Origin of the sequence: Paenibacillus sp. V4I7, assembly GCF_030817275.1 — a bacterium.
In the GTDB taxonomy this organism is placed as follows: Bacteria; Bacillota; Bacilli; order Paenibacillales; family NBRC-103111; genus Paenibacillus_E.
The window spans coordinates 6,095,101-6,111,408 of sequence record NZ_JAUSZD010000002.1; the positions used below are offsets into that span (position 1 = coordinate 6,095,101).

Genomic DNA, 16,308 nt, shown 5'->3' on the forward strand with positions numbered 1-16,308 from the left:
TTTATTTTTCGAAAATGAAAGGCGGCGATTCTCATGAAGAAATATTTATCGATGCTGGGAAATTACTTACTCTATTTGACGGTCATCATTTTAGTGATCTTCCTCTATAATATCGTCATTGATCCTGTATTAGGATGGGGGCAGTTCGGAAAAGGAAAGAACATCCCAATTCAGGTATTCATGGTACTTGTAATTACAATCGCTCTTTCCGCAATAGTTTATGCCATTAAATATCGGCTTTTGAAACAGACACCGGTAAGCTTCTGGAGACTTAGTAGCTTCTCGCCGATCAGTCCGAGCTTTTCGGTTCACATGATAACAATCGGGCTGGCGTTCACTTTATTAAACGCTGCCTCCATGAAACTACTCTTTTACTACAACATAACAACGTTCAATGATTTTACAGAAGAATATTTCGCCTCTGTTCCTTTCGTTTACATTATACTTTCCTCCGTGCTCACCACTGCACTTGAGCTGATCCTGTTCTTTGGTATCATGTTTAACGAAGCACGGAAACATGTTCCCGTATTCTGGCCAATTCTAGTCATCGCTTTGATTATTGCAGCGTTGCAACCGGGAGGAATTGCGATGCAGCTTCTGGGTGTAGCGTTAGGATTCATTTATGGATCCATCTATGTACGCCTTTCATCCATATGGTCCATTATGCTGATTGGGATCGTGTTTAACATCAGTCTGTTCGGCATGAAAAGAATCGGTTGGCTTGATTCCATGGAGAACATGTCGGACTTCACCCTTATACTGCTTGCGGCAGTCATGGGACTCTATCTCATCTTTAGCACCCTTTGGTACTGGAGAAAACCAAAAGCGGCTACTAACGGCCGCAGCCGACGTAGTGCACGTTAAGGTGCCTTCCCACATGATGCCCACTCAGCCACCGCATTGTGAAGAGGAATGGCTGCTGCTTGATCGCACAGCTGCTTCTGATCATGCCGGCAGCCTCAATTAGGTTGTGTATGTAACTAACGTTCTGCGTTAGCGAAATGACCTGAACTTTTGTGGTACAGTCAGTTAAATCTACATTGTAGATTTGTTAATATTCTTCACCTTCATCGCCAATTACTTTAGCATTTAATTTACTTGCTATTTCTTTCATTTTAGGTATTTGAAAGTCATCTACATATTTCGCCGTTATTTCACTTCCCCATTTACCATCTCGAAAAGAAAAAGTAATTTTGAACTATTCATTATTAAATTTTGTACTCCATATTCCCATACCCGCCGAATCAATTCTTATTGTATTATTTGTCATCGGATTTATAGCTTCAATAAAATCGGCATATTCAAGTTCTAAGTCTGTACTAATACAATGTTTCCATTCATCTAGTGTTATAGGGGTTGCGGGCTCTGTTCTTTTAATATTCAAGTTATATCCATCGTCTACCATCCTTTAATTTTTTATAAGAGTCCTAAAAACCGAAGCAAATGGAATCTTTGCTTTATGAATTAATTTCCAAATTACCATTAGTTGGAATGCCTATCTATATCGTTATCCAGATTGCCACCACGCTCTACTGCCCGTTAGCGGAGCAATAAGATATGTCGCCGGACATCGTCGTGTCCATAAATTGTCGGATGACAAGATTTTGATCCGATTCCCCCGGTTTGCGCAAATAAAAAAGATGACTCCTTTCCTACAAGGAATCATCCATCATCATCTCATCCTCCTTCGGTTGGACTTTCACCAACTGGAATGCTTGTTGAAGATCAACCGTAATTCAGATATCGTTCTCCGTTTAGCTGAGTTCTTCGTTATTGTTTTTAATGTGAAAGTGCTCATTCATGATAGATATTATCCATACCTACCAATTCCTTATACCCCTCCACATATTCTATTTCGGTCGATAGAATTGCCTACGGCATACTGATAACGATAAACACAAATGAAGTCAGTCAACAAAACTGATTTAGGCATTACTATATTATTTAGTTCTTTTCGTTTCGTTATTACCACTCTATCAACCTGATCGCTGAACACCAATTTTTAAAAGAACCGTTACAGTCTCTGCTCTAGTTGTGTTCGCATTAGGATCGAAGGTGTTTGTCCCTTTGCCCTCTACTATGCCGAGCTTCTTAATCGCTGCTACCGCGTTTTTCGCCCACTCTGGAATACCTTGGTCATCGGCGAAGCCGGTCGAGATACTTCCTTCATTAGACTGATTCAACGCATTTGCCATCATCACTGCCATCTCTGCACGTGTCATTTGTGCGTCCGGACGGAAACTACCGTCCTCATAGCCGTTAATGATTCCTGCTTGCTTAGCTTGCGCGACCGCTTTCCGTGCCCAAGACCCGATCGCCGCTGTATCCGTGAAAGCAAGTGCCGCTCCTTCCCCCTGCGGCTTCAGCGTATTCATCAGCATTACGGCAAATTCCGCACGCGTTACCGTTGCATCCGGCTTAAATGTGCCCTCCGGATATCCGGTGACGATTCCTCCGTTTACAGCTTGCTTGATGTTTGCCCCTGCCCAATGTCCGGAGATATCGCTAAATTGTATATCTCCCGGTTGCCCCTTCGCGGACTCATCAGAAGCTTGCTCCACAGCGAATACCGCAAATTTCGTAAAGTGATCCACCTTTACAGTGATGTATGCGCCGTTTATCTTGCCACCGGCAACTTCTACCCATTCCTTATTCATTTCGTCAAAATAAAATATGGCGGGCGTTTGATTGCTCTTTAAACTTGCCGGATCAAAAGCGATAGTCAGCGTAACCGGTTTAAGGAAGTTCTCCGTGAAGCTTTTCAGAATCTCATAAATCGGGCTGACCGGAACGTCTTTTTCCGTTAGCAGATTTTGTATTACGAGTACCTGTTCTAGGGTCAATATCAGTTCTTGGTCCGTGGCACCTGCCGGAATGGAGACCATGACGATATCCTTCAAATTAACGTTGCCCGGTTTACCTGCGGGAAGCGTTAATTTACCTTCTTTTAAGTTCACTATGCCGCCACTCGTGGATGTTGGTGGTGTTGAACTGCTCTCTCCGCTATTATTACTGGAAGTGCGGTTCACGGCAATGGTATAGGTTTTGGTCGTACCGTTTTCTGCTGTCACGACGACAGTGACCGGATTATTGCCTACATTCAGGTTGATGGCGTCACTTGCCTTGCCACTTGCAACCGTATTTCCGTTTACAGTTATTTTAGCTTTACTATTCTGTGTGCTTGCTGTCACGTTAATGCTGGATACACCGTTCGCCACGCTGGACGTGTAGGCCGTTGTCCCTGGTGCAAAATTCGGACTTAACGCGCCGTTCGATAGCGCCAAGTTGCTCAAATCCGCATTGCCACTTAGTTCTGCGGCACGGTTCACGGTTACCGTATACATATTCGTCGTGCCGTCCTGGGCATTTACCCTAATCTGAATCAGGTTCGAACCCACAATAAGGTTAGACACCTGATAGGAATACACCGCATTAGTTACCGACTGGTATACGGCTCCTGTTACCGATACGGTTTGAGTCGGGTTTTCCTTTAATAAAGATAGATTTAGATTGGATACCGCATTATCCATATCCACGATGTAATACAAATTCGATAATGAAAACGAAGGCGATAATATACCTTGGTCTACAAATAAACCGGCTAACAGCGCATTGCTGTTAAGCCATTGGGCATATAATGCGATATTGGACGTTCCCATAACGAACATAGCTCCAGCGCCGTAACCCGTTCCGCTTCCGTCTGCCTCCGTATTCCAACCCGCAAACGTGTAACCCGACTTTACCAGACTTCCGGTGTTGCCAGGTACAGCAACACTTGTGTTGTAGTCGTAACTGCCGTCGGTTGGTACGTTGCCGGACATAGCACCGTTGCCATTATAGGTAACCGTATAGCGGTTGACGACCCACTTCGCGTACAGCGTCACATTTGCTGCATCGATCGTAAACGTATCTAATGCGGTGTAATTCGTTCCACTTCCGTCCGCCGTTGCATTCCACCCCTCGAACGTGTGACCCGTTTTGACCAAGCTTCCTGTGTTACCTAATACGGTGACACTTGTGTTATAGTCGTGACTTCCGCCAGTCGGAGTGCCGCCGCCTGTGCTGCCGTTGCTGTCATAGCTTACGGTGTAGCTGTTAATCGTCCACTTCGCGTACAGCGTTGTATCGCCTGTGATCGCCGTTGTGAACGAAAATTCCACTGATAAATCGATGTCTGTGAACCATCCGGCAAACGTATACCCTGTCTTGGTCGAATCGCTGGGCTTAGTTGTCGTGCTTCCGTAAGTTGCCGTTTGAACGCTCACCGGCGAACCGCCGTTGCTTACGAAGCTCACCGTGCAGCTGTTGACTATCCACTTTGCGTATAACGTCACGTCTGCTGCGCCGATCGAAAACGTGTCGGCCGCAGTGTAATTCGTTCCGCTTCCGTCCGCCTCCGTATTCCATCCTGCGAACGTATGGCCCGTCTTCTCCAAACTCCCGATATTTCCCGGCACCGTGATACCGGTGTTGTAGTCATGGCTGTTATCGGCAGGTGTGATGCCAGACGTAGAGCCGTTGCCGTTATAGCTTACCGTGTAGCTGTTGGCTGTCCACTTCGCGTAAAGCGTCACATTAGCCGCACCGATTGTAAACGTGTCGGATTCAACGTAGGTCGTTCCGCTACCATCTGCAGTCGTAGTCCACCCCGCGAACGTATGACCTGTTTTCTCGAGACTTCCCGTATTTCCAAGCACCGCGACACCCGTGTTGAAGTCGTGGCTGCTGATGGCGGGCACGTTGCCGGACGTAGCACCATTCCCGTCGTAAGCGACTGTGTAGCTGTTAACCGTCCACTTTGCGTATAACGTCACATGATCCGCACCGATCGTAAATGTGTCGGATCCAGCGTAGGTCGTTCCGCTTCCGTCCACCTCCGTGTTCCAACCCACGAACGTATGGCCCGTCTTCTCCAAACTTCCAGTGTCGGTCACCACGGTAACGACCGTGTTGTAATCATGGTTGCTGGCGACGGGCGTACTGCCGGACGTAGCACCATTGCCGTCATAGGTAACGGTATAGCTGTTGATCGTCCACTTCGCGTAAAGCATCACATTGGCCGCACCGATGGTAAAAGCGTCTGACGTTGTGTAGTTCGTTCCTTTTCCATCACCCGCCGTATTCCAGCCCGCGAACGTATAACCTGTTTTCTCCAGATTTCCTATGTTGCCCGGCACCGTGACAACGGTGTTATAAACATGGTTGCTAACGGTCGGCGCGCTGCCGGACGTAGTGTCGTTGCCGTCGTAGGTTACCGAATAACTGTTGACCGTCCACTTCGCGTAAAGTGTCACGTTCGCCGCGCCTATCGTATAGGCTCCTCCAACGGCGTAGTCCGTTCCGCTTCCGTCCGCCGCCGTGTTCCAGCCCGCGAACATATGGCCCGTCTTTTCTAGACTGCCGGAGTTGTCCGGTAACGTGATGCCGCTGTTGTAAACGTGGCTGCTGCCAATTGGCACACTGCCGGACGTAGCGCTGTTGCCGTCGTAGGCGACCGTGTAGCTGTTAATCGTCCATTTCGCGTACAACGTAACGCCCGCCGCACCCATCGTAAACGTATCTTCGGCTGCGTTATCCGTTCCGTTTCCATCCGCCGCCGTGTTCCACCCCGCGAACGTATGGCCCGTTTTCTCCAGACTTCCTATATTGCCTAATACCGTGACGCTAGTGTTGTAGTTATGGCTGCCGGTGGCGGGCCCACTTCCTCCCGTACTGCCGTTGCCGTCATAGGCGACCGTGTAGCTGTTAATTGTCCACTTCGCGTACAGTGTCACGTTCGCTGCACCCATCGTATAAGCTGCTCCGGCGGTATTGTTCGTTCCGCTTCCGTCTGCCGCCGTATTCCACCCCGCGAACGTATGGCCCGTCTTCTCCAAGCTTCCGGTGTTGCCCGGCAACGTGAAGCCCGTATTGTAGTTATGACTGCTGGAGCCAGGCGCGATGCCGGACTCAGCGCCGTTACTGTCGTAAGAGACCGAATAGCTGTTAACCGTCCATTTCGCATACAATGTCACATTGGCCGTGCCGATCGTAAATATGTCGGAAGCAACGTAATCAGTTCCGCTTCCGTCTAACGCCGTCGTCCACCCGGCAAACGTATGGCCCGTCTTCACCAGACCTCCGGTGTTGCCTTGTACGGCAACGCTGGTGTTATAGTTATGACTGCCGGAGGCGGGCACGCTGCCGGACGTAGCGCCATTGCTGTCATAGGCGACCGTATAGCTGTTGACCGTCCACCTCGCGTACAGCGTCACATCCGCCGCCCCCATCGTAAATGAGCCTCCTGCCCCATAGTTCGTTCCGCTTCCGTTCGCCGCCGTATTCCAGCCTGCAAATGTATATCCCGTCCTAGCCAGATTTCCCGTGTTGCCCGGCACCGTAACGTCGGTGTTGTAGTTATGACTGCTGGAAGCGGGTGCGGTGCCGGACGCAGCGCCGTTGCCGTCGTATGCGACCGTGTAGCTGTTGACCGTCCACCTCGCATACAGCGTCACGCCGGTCGTACCGACGTTTAACGTGTCTCCCGCGGCATAAGGCGTCCCGCTTCCGTCCGGCGCCGTATCCCATCCCGCGAACGTTTGGCCCGTCTTTACCAGATTTCCGGTATTCCCCAGCATCGTGGCATTGGCGTTTTTGTCATAGCTGCTGCCGTCTGTCGGTACAGCCCCCCCCGTACTGCCGTTGCCGTCGTAAACAACGTTGAATTTCAGTTTCATCAGAGTAGCTTTAGAGGAATTTTCATAATCGGAATAAAGCACATAAGGGATGCTATCGTGAATATCCATCGATAAGTCTACCGCCGAACCTGTCGAAAATCCGGGGTTAAGAACCGTCTCCCAACTGCTCCCGTTGTACTTCTTTACCGTGGCTTTATCAGAATATTGAGCATCCATAAATGCGACATAAGGGGTGCCGTTATCGATTTTTAGCGTTACATACCCGGCTAAGTATCCTGAAAAACCGGCGCTACCCACATATTCCCAGTTACTTCCATTATACTTTTGTGCTGAAAGCTTCCTGCCATTCGAATAATCCGTATAAGCGACGTATGGGATGCCCTCATGGATATCCAGCGATACATATTCGGCCCCGCCCGGCGAAAATCCCGCATTTCCTACCGGTTCCCAACCGCTTCCATTATATGTCATCACCGTGGCCTTCGATGAGTTTGCGGCATCCGTAAAAGCGACATAAGGGGTGCCGTTATCCACCTTTAACGATGTGCTAAAGATTTCGCCTGCCGAAAATCCGGCAATGCCAACAGGTTCCCAGCTACTTCCATTATATGTAATCACTGTGGCCTTTCTTGCATTTCCATAATCCTTAAACGCGACATAAGGGGTGCCGTTATCCACATATAGCGATGTGAAATCAGCAACGTTTGCCGAAATTCCGGCGCTTCCTACCGGTGCCCAATTGCTTCCATTGTATGTTTGCACCGTAATCTTATCGGAATTTAATCCATCTCTATAAGCAACATAAGGGATTCCGTTATCTACATACAGTGAAGTGGATCCGGCGGTAGCCCATGACGTACTTATGGGACTCCCTATCGGCTCCCAACTGCTCCCACTATACTTTTTCACTGTCACCGTGTTATTATTTCCCTCAATATAAGCAACATAGGGAGTGCCGTTATACACAAATAACGAAGGATCCCAGGTTTCACCTGCCGAAAATCCGGCGCCGCCTACTGGTTCCCACTTGCTTGTAGCAGCTGCGTAGGCTTGGCTTCCTCCAAAAACAAACAATCCCGTAATACCGCCCATCACGAAAACGGCAATGAACGCCAACATCATTATCCTTGCTTTTTTCCAATACAAGTTCATTATTGTCCCCCCCTGATTGTACCTCTCCTTAACAAGAGAAATATTCCTGCAGCTCTTTTGGAGTCCGATACGAATTACATGCCATAAAGCTCATGCTCCTACTATCTAACGATGTGCCTTATATTCGATTCGTCCAAGTTCTTCTTCGCTTGTCTTTCACATGTGTATGACTACTCTTCATTTTACCTATATCACCTGCAGCCAAACTGAAATGAAAGCGCTTCATGTGAGGTATTATTAAAAATTTTGACAAAAAACGACTTCTGTAAAAGTGGAAAAGTCGGTTTTTGGTCCAAACTTGATACATGGAGACAATGGCCCGAGTACAAGATACGCAAAAACGGCTCCCCATGATCGGAAAGCCGTTAATCTTAATGATATGAATGAAGTAAAACAAAGAATAGGGGTCAGCGCACAGGAGAGAGAAATCCAAATCGAACGATATGTCCGTTGGGTGACAAATAAGTTTTGAAGTGCAAGAAACCAGCAAACTCAAGGGTTTGCTGGTTTTTCTTATAAAAGTGATTTACAAATTAAGTTTTGACTCGTATCGGTCAACATCTACGTTGAAAATTTTTCCTCCCCTCGGGGAGAAGTCTTTTAAAAGAGTTTACACAAAAGATTTGACAGATCCCCTTAAAATAATAAAACCGCGCTGAGCGCGGGTATTAGTTGGACAACTTAATTAACTCCTATTCTAGGGTTTGAAGGAGTCTTACTTGAATTCATTTATATCCATCCCTCACAAACATCGGCATACTTATACTTTGCCCGTCACTGTGATATTGAAATTAGCATCCGCGAATTCCATGCAAACTCCCCCATACGCACAATGGTAAAGCCGATTTCCCGCATCCGCTTGTAATCATCGGCCCACATCTGCTCCGGCCAATGCTTGGGGTAGTAGCACACACCCAGATCAAATTTCTCTCCCGGAATGGTTTTGTCCACGGTTCACTTCGTCACCTTATCGTTTGGTATGATATTTGAATTATTCAAAACGGATGTTGCCAGCAAACGGAAGCACCCGGATGTTGCCCGATTCGGCGTCCGTCACCGGCTTCCCGTTGATTGTGACATTCTTGAATACGATATGCTCGACTGTCCTGTCCGCATCGTATCCGCCGATCCGCGACGGATTGGAGCAGTCCCCGGCGCAGGAAATATTCTCGTAGTGGATATGTTCGATCCGTTTGCCCGGCACTGGATTGTACTTCGGGTTGAAGAGCACGCGGATATCGAACAGCTGTCCGAGCTCGAACGGTTCAACCCGGATGTTCCGGTAGGTCACATTTCTAACCGTATTGTTATCGCCGGCATTAATCGACATACAGCCCCGATAGTCGGGCTGCGGCTCATGATGCTCGAGCACATCGATATTCTCGAACATGATGTTCTCAATGACGTCCCCCTTATGGTGATTGCCGTGCCCGCCGATGTTCATCGGATGAGCCACGTCAGCCCATAAGACGGAATTGCGGATGACAACATTCCGCGTGTCTCCCTGATAATCCCAACGGCTGGCGTAAACCGCGATGCAATCGTCGGAATTGCGCATAAATACGTCCTCGATCTCGATATCCGAGCTGGCCATCATATCGATCCCGTCCGACCACCCTTTCGTACTGAACGCTTTAAAGTTCGCAATCCGGATCTGCTCGGACTTGCCGATATAGATGCTGTAATGCGGAGGATCGATAAGTGCAATTCCCTCGACGCGAATCCGCTTGGAGAAGATGATACGCACCCCGCGGAAAGCGGAAAAACGCCCGAATTCAGTCAAGTAAAGAACGCCTCTACCGCGGACAGTGACATCGCTGACGGAGTCGCAGACCATAGAGCCCGCGACCGCCGCTCCGCCGGCTATGTAAACCGTCTTCCGCGACGGGATGCGCAAAATCACTTCCTCCAAATGATGCATGCCTGGTCCGAAATAGAGCGTATGCGTCTCGCAGCCGTCTGTTCCCGCAGCCGTCAGCAGCGCAAGAAGGTCCTCGGTCCGGTGGATGCCCGGCTTGACGAAAGCGACGCCCGGCTCGTCAGGGGACGGCGCATCCTGCTCGAGCGGATTGGCAAACAGATGCAAATTATGGAACCTGTCACCGTTCACTTCCACCGACAGCTTTTGCGGGCCGTCAATGGTAAAAGTGATCGTGTTGCCGTTAAGCGTGTAAGAAACACCGCGCGACAACGGACGAATCACGCAGTCGTTTACTGTCCTCTCGTTCTTCGTAACCTCAATCTCAGTCGTACCCGAGCAATCGAACATCGCCATGGAGGCATGCCGGACCTGATGCATGTCGACTTTGACATCATAGACGAAGAGCTGCTCCCATTCGCCGCCCGCCGGTCTTGCCCTGACCGTGAAATCGTGATTTTCCGCTAACCCCGAGGGGCCCGGATACGTAATTAGCTTTGTTTCCTTTGACATGTTGGTACCTCCAACTGAGTTCATTTTGATGTATGGCGACAATGCCCACGCGATCCGCAATCATGATTATTGGATTTTCACGTTGAAAGTCGGCTCGGATGGCGCTTATTATATTTTTTAGGTTCCCTTATTGGGGGCCTTTTTTATATGACAGCATATGGTCCAGCAGAGAAGCCACTCATCCCCAATCGGAAATGAGCGGCTTAAGCTCAATCAATTATCTTAGTTTAATGTTACGATCTTCCACTGCTGGTTGGTGCTGTTGCTGTCGTTGAAAGAAGCGGCCTGACGACCGTTTCCGTAACCTTTAGTCTAACGACAAAACCTTCACACCGTAAGGAGCGAGGTTCAGTTCCCCCTCAGACTCAGGAAACAGTTCCGCCCACCCTGCTGCTTTTATTGTAGTGGCATCTCTCTTTCCATGATTGTACTACTCTGTTGCCACGGAAACCGAAGCTTTCAAAAAGCTTTTTGGCAGAAGTTATTGGTCCCATAAGGGATCCAGCAATAACGTGCAGGTCCAGCAGGAGCATTGTAGATACCGGTTTTGTTGAATATTCCTCCAAATAGAGAAAATGCTTTAGGTTATCTTTGTACATTACATAGGTTTTAAATAAATAGCTGTTCCTCCCGAGCTTTCCAAATGAAACTCAAGTATGGAATCTTTGGTAACCTCGACATGCCTAATACCCACCTTTGTGCGAGTATCAAGTTCCGATACATCTTCATAAATCTGTGCAGAATATTTATTCTCAGCATCCAGAAAATGTAGAGGAATTTTCGCAGTACGGACTTTCTCATTATTAATGCATCCAATAAACCATTTGCTATCCTTGCGTCTTGCAATAATTGCATACTCTCCGATCTCTCCCGATATTCCGATTGACTCATCCCAAGTTACCGGCATCTTCTCCCAGAATTCAATTTCCTCCTCACCATTCCAATCCGACGGCTTATCATACCAGAACATCATCTGCATAGGACTATACACAATAACGCCCATAGCCAGCATATGTGCATGCGTCACTTTTAACCGTTTATCAAAATAGCAAAGCGTATAATCACCGGCACCTGCCTGAAAACGTACAAAAGGTAATGTTGTGTTATGTGTAGCCGTGGGAAAATGCTCGTTTCCCCGAATACCCTCCTGTGTAAGTACATTAGGATAGGTACGTGAAAGGCCTGTCGGGCGGTAAGCATCATGTATATTTACCATCAAACCATATTCATGACACTTTTTTACTGCCTCTACAAGCCAACGTGTCCACTCTTGAGGCCCTACTTTCACAAAACCCAATTTAATGCCAACTATCCCCCATTCTTTCCATACAGGAAGTGCAGCATCCAAATACGGTTCTGCAGCGGTTCTATCAACATATAGGAATATCCCTATGCCTTTCTCCTTACCATACGAAATGACTTTCCTTAGATCCATGTCTCGGTCGGGATCTTCCCTTCTTGGATCAATTGCTTTATTTTCCGAATCGAGCGATCCATACCAGCCTCCATCAAAAAGAACATATTGAAAATTATGGTCTACACAAAAATCGATACAGTCAAACGCGCTTTTTGTAGACAGCATCATATCCCGCAATGCTTTTCCAGGTTTAACATATGTAAAATCTTCAGCATTGCAGGGCTCACTTAGGTTAAGTATCATATTGCTCCGACAAAGCAATTCCGCTGCATGATCTGCAAGTATGAAAGTACGCCATGGTGTTGCAAAGGGCGCTTTTCCTTCTACATTTGAAACTAGACTATCCGTTTCGTCTTTGTTTAAAGTAAACCCATATCCTACATAATCATTCTCACTGAAAAGCCCACACAAATGTCCTGACAAATGCACTCTTAATGTGTTTTCGGCTTCTTCATCCTTTACAATCAACATTCTTGCGTAATCTGTCAGCCCTGCTTCATGAATAAGAACATATCCGCCTTCCGGTAATTGCACAGCGAATGGACGTTCACAATAGCCGCTCACATCACCAACTCGTTTTACAGCATATTCCCCTTCTACTCCATGCTCTTCCCATGCAAGACTTCCTTCCGGAAAGGCAAAGCTTGTATCCTCTTGAATAATGGTAAAATTATTTAACTTTTCCTGCTCCGGTATAAAGTATTGCAATGCAGTACCTTCAAAATAGGCACGTAAACGGATTTCCATTCTCCGTCCCAGGTCATCTTCCACGCAAACAGTTGCCTCTTCGAAACTCTCATCAATCTCAGCCCGCTCTCCGTATATAGGTTTCCACGCACCTACCACATTTCTTTTGGTTACTTTTGTTATAGTAAACCTGTCATATAATGGACGGGAATTGGCAAAGTGCAGTCCAAGCCTTGAAGGCAGAACAACCTCAGCTCCGTTACGCTTAACGGTATACCATATTTTTCCGCTACTATCTAAACTTAAGCAAATACTATTCTCTCCATATGATGCTTCTACCATCGTACTTTCACCTCAAAATATATATTCATTCCGTGTTTGAGTAGATCGGATTAACCAAAGGAATGTGGCAGGCTTAGCTTAGCAAATCATGCTCATTTCATCAATTTCAAAATCTTTAATTTTATTTTGATTTCTTTAGAATCTCCAGTTGAAGCATACAAAACCGCTCACCCCCGAACGGAAATGAGCGGCATAATCTCAAGCAGTCCGTATACTTAGTTTACAATCTGCCACCTTTGGTTAACGCTGCTGCCTCCTCCATATTGGCCCAAGTCCTCCCCGTTGGTCGTGCGGCCCATCCCGTCCAGAAATAACCCCGTTGCACGGTTTTGGAGCCGTACATTGTTGCCATCTATCGTGACGGACCATTGCTGATTGGTGCTGGTGCTGTAGCTCCATTGTCCGGCAGCGGAGCCGTTGGTAGTGCGGCCCATGCCGTCCAGGTATAGTCCGGTTGCGACATTCTTAAATCGCACATAGCCCCCGCTGATTTCCTCAATCCACCGCTGATTATTGCTGGTGCTGGAGCTCCATTGTCCGGTTACGGAGCCGTTGGTCGTCCGGCCCATCCCATCGATATACAAGCTGGTGGCGGCGTTACTGAATCTAACCGAAGCAGTCCCCGAAGTTCCTCCTGTAGCTGCAGATACGGCAGCGGATTTCGATCCTCCGGCTACTTCTACCTGATAATAGTAGGTCGTATCCGGGGTCAAGTTTGTATCTCGATATAATGTCGCTGCAGTGGGGGCGCTGCTAATCTTTGTAAAAGTGCCATTCGGATCTGTAGACCGGTAGATGTTATAACCCAGCGCATTCGGCACACCCGCCCAGCTTACGTAGATCGTATTCGCACCGGCCGCCGTTGCCGTCAATCCCGTTATAGAGCCTAACGTGATCTTGTTGCTCAAGCCGACCGTCTTGGCCGCATCGGGCGTGTACAGGAGCATGAAAAGCGGATAATCTTTTCCCGCAACCTCAGGCATTCTCGTTTCGTAGGCATAGGCCAAATATTTGTACTTCTCTTGGGTCATATCCCTATTTTCGATATATTTGTAATAGTTATATAACACACTGTAGAACGCATCGATTCTCCCTCTGCCGTCTGCGTTGATCGTATCAAAATATTGAATCGTACTGCTTTGGTTTGCCCATGCAGGCGTCCATAACACATCGTAACCCAGATGATACTTGAGCAGATAAGTTGTTCCTGCCAGCAGCCGGTCGTTCATGAAGTTGAACACATTCACCGCATTGGAAGCCGTAGACCTCGCTCCGGTGACCGGGTCAACCTTCGTGTCTTGGGCATAGATGGTCCGCACCAATGTGGACAGTCCGCCGACATTGCCGTAGGAATGCCCTACATCGCGCCCCATTTCGATGGCCTGCACACGGTAGTCCGCCGGATCCAATGCTTCTCCTGTTCGCTCATTTTGCGTCATCCACCGCATCTGATGCTTAATGGAACCGTTTCTTCCCCCTTGATCGCCTGCGGCATTTACGGTGGCAGCTTCTACAGCCTCATCGTAAAGCTGCAGATTATTGGTGAAGATAGCTCTTCCCATCGTTCCCATTACCGTAAACTGATGCTGATTCATAAAGAATCCATGAGCGTTATAAGTGACGGAAACGATGTCCATGAGATGGGTAAGATTCGCTGTATCCGCATCCGTCCATTTCTCACTCGCCGTAGGCGTATCGGAATAGCGCAGGATTTCCGCCGCTGCCGAGAGCAGATAACTCATCGTAGCAAGACGGAAGTTCGTATGGGTAACGCAATCCACTGCGGCAGAATAACTCCTGATAATTTTCATGGCATTGGCGCGATACGTTTCATCGCCGGTTATATACCACATGATCGCCTGCATGAAAGCGGTTTCGGAATCGGTATTGGCACGCGTTCCTACATATTCGCTGGGATTACTGTAATACTTACCCGTCTCGGGGTCGGTAAACCCCCAAGGTCCTTGAATGTGTTTAAAGATGTAATTATTTTCATAATAGATTCTTGGCGTTTTACTGGATTGGGAGTCGGCGGCAAAGGCATTAAACGCCGTATTCCAAGGCTCATCCCCCGCTCTTACGTGATCGCGCATGTTGTCCAAATCCGCCAGTCTCATCGCGATGCCCGGATGGTGGATGGTTCCCGATACCGTGTTCCCGGAGGAATCGGTATAGGACAAATTTGCAGACGTACTTACTACCTGCGGCTTATAAGAAGTAATCAGCGGCGAAATCGCCGCCTTTGCCGTTTGGCTGCCGATACTGAGGAAGACCGACATCATCAGTGCCAGACAAAGAATGCCGGAAACAATCCTGTGGGAGTTGATTTTCGTCTTGAAGAGATTCATGACATTTCCTCCTTTTTTTAACTGCTCATTGTGGCCTGTTTTGTCTCCGCAGTTTACAAGCGCTTCCTCCATCGCATCCCCCCTTTCAAACGCATTTTAAAATCATTTACAAATATATGGCTATCGTTGGATTGAAAAGCGATGGATGAAAATTCGTCTTATGCTGGAAAAACGTCTTCCTCCTTAAACGGGCACAGGTGTCTTGCCGCCTCCCCGACAGTCTCTCTTCGCGTATTATACCTTTACTTTGAACGCAATAATGGCAAAACAATGTGTAAAAAATGTTTATTTTTTGGTTTGGATGAATCCGGTGCGATACTTCAGCGGTGTAGTTCCGACTTCTTGCTTGAATACTTGAACGAAATAGGATGGATTGGGAATACCTACTTCGGCCCCGATCTGTTCGACCGATTTCGCCGTCGTCTCCAGTAATCTGCAAGCTTGTCTCATACGTTTGGCTGTAAGGTAGTCCTTGAGCGTGGTGCCTGTTACATCATGGAAAAGTTTCGACAAATAAAACTTCGACAAATGCAAGGCTTTGGCGAGATCGTCCATGTGAAACGCTTCCTGATAATGTTCGTCGATCCACTGCATGGCTTTCTGCGCATACTCTTCTGATTTCCTTTCAACCATTGCGGACGACTGCCGCCTCTCTGCGGGGGAACTGCGGATCATACTATCTATCAGGCGGAGAATCAAAATGGCAATCTCTTCAATATCCTCGCCCTTCCCGTCCATTCCCGCAAGATGATAATCTTCGTAATTTTGCTCCACCGCCTCTTCGTAAGAGAGCAGATCAAACGCCTGCATTTTGTGATGACCGCGCCATAAGGCGTTAAAAAAGGCGTAACGCTTGACAAAAGGCCGCAAGAACTTTTCCGCAAGCTCAGGATCGAAGTGAAGTATGGTGCGCGTGTAGGGCTGACTTGGACTCACATTCGCATAGACATGGTGCAGTTGATACGGCCGAAAGAAAAACAGCATGCCCCGGCGGATCGGGAACTTTTCGCCGCCGATGACGACAAGCCCCGTTCCTTCATGAACGTACAACATTTCACAGCATTGGTGCCAATGATAATATCCTTTATAATGGCTCGTGTTGTTCAGCTTGTAATCCCAAAACAGCTTGTTGCCTCCAAAAATAACAGTCTCGAACACGCGTTTCAGTAGCATTCCTCCATACCCGAGAAACGTTCGATAGAGCGTTCCGCTGAAATTCACTATAGCAACGCTTCCATTTTAATTCCGATTATG

At 47.8% G+C, this 16,308-nt stretch carries 7 protein-coding genes; 1 reads left to right on the forward strand and 6 read right to left on the reverse strand.

Annotated elements, in window-relative coordinates; genetic code table 11:
* Positions 1-33 precede the first annotated feature (33 nt).
* Positions 34-864 carry a hypothetical protein gene (locus tag QFZ80_RS28600; protein WP_307552447.1) on the forward strand — a complete coding sequence of 277 codons (831 nt, stop codon included), beginning with the start codon at positions 34-36 and terminating at the stop codon, positions 862-864.
* A 1,112-nt stretch (positions 865-1,976) separates the two neighbouring features.
* On the opposite strand, the gene QFZ80_RS28605 is transcribed toward QFZ80_RS28600, so the two are convergent.
* From QFZ80_RS28605 to QFZ80_RS28630, 6 genes are all read right to left on the reverse strand, one after another.
* A complete protein-coding gene (locus QFZ80_RS28605; protein WP_307562179.1) occupies positions 1,977-7,829 on the reverse strand; it encodes an InlB B-repeat-containing protein in 5,853 nt (1,950 codons plus the stop codon).
* 774 nt (positions 7,830-8,603) lie between these two features.
* Positions 8,604-8,780 (reverse strand): beta-galactosidase, encoded by a 177-nt coding sequence (locus tag QFZ80_RS28610; RefSeq protein ID WP_307562181.1) that lies wholly within the window; start codon positions 8,778-8,780, stop codon positions 8,604-8,606.
* Between the two features lie 40 nt (positions 8,781-8,820).
* The gene (locus QFZ80_RS28615) at positions 8,821-10,260 is read right to left on the reverse strand and encodes a glycosyl hydrolase family 28 protein (RefSeq protein ID WP_307562183.1); all 1,440 of its coding nucleotides are present in this window, start codon (positions 10,258-10,260) and stop codon (positions 8,821-8,823) included.
* A 598-nt stretch (positions 10,261-10,858) separates the two neighbouring features.
* Complete coding sequence (locus tag QFZ80_RS28620; RefSeq protein ID WP_307562185.1) at positions 10,859-12,706, reverse strand: glycoside hydrolase family 97 protein; 1,848 nt, start codon at positions 12,704-12,706, stop codon at positions 10,859-10,861.
* Positions 12,707-12,921: 215 nt separating this feature from the next.
* On the reverse strand, positions 12,922-15,126 hold the full coding sequence (locus tag QFZ80_RS28625) for an RICIN domain-containing protein (protein WP_307562187.1): 2,205 nt from the start codon (positions 15,124-15,126) through the stop codon (positions 12,922-12,924).
* A 213-nt stretch (positions 15,127-15,339) separates the two neighbouring features.
* The gene (locus QFZ80_RS28630) at positions 15,340-16,227 is read right to left on the reverse strand and encodes a helix-turn-helix domain-containing protein (protein WP_307552435.1); all 888 of its coding nucleotides are present in this window, start codon (positions 16,225-16,227) and stop codon (positions 15,340-15,342) included.
* Positions 16,228-16,308 lie beyond the last annotated feature (81 nt).

Coding starts and splice junctions, on each gene's coding strand:
- QFZ80_RS28620 (WP_307562185.1), bottom strand. CDS start 12,706: ATGGTAGAAGCATCATATGGAGAGAATAGTATTTGCTTAAGTTTAGAT.
- QFZ80_RS28605 (WP_307562179.1), bottom strand. CDS start 7,829: ATGAACTTGTATTGGAAAAAAGCAAGGATAATGATGTTGGCGTTCATT.
- QFZ80_RS28625 (WP_307562187.1), bottom strand. CDS start 15,126: ATGGAGGAAGCGCTTGTAAACTGCGGAGACAAAACAGGCCACAATGAG.
- QFZ80_RS28600 (WP_307552447.1), top strand. CDS start 34: ATGAAGAAATATTTATCGATGCTGGGAAATTACTTACTCTATTTGACG.
- QFZ80_RS28615 (WP_307562183.1), bottom strand. CDS start 10,260: ATGTCAAAGGAAACAAAGCTAATTACGTATCCGGGCCCCTCGGGGTTA.
- QFZ80_RS28630 (WP_307552435.1), bottom strand. CDS start 16,227: ATGCTACTGAAACGCGTGTTCGAGACTGTTATTTTTGGAGGCAACAAG.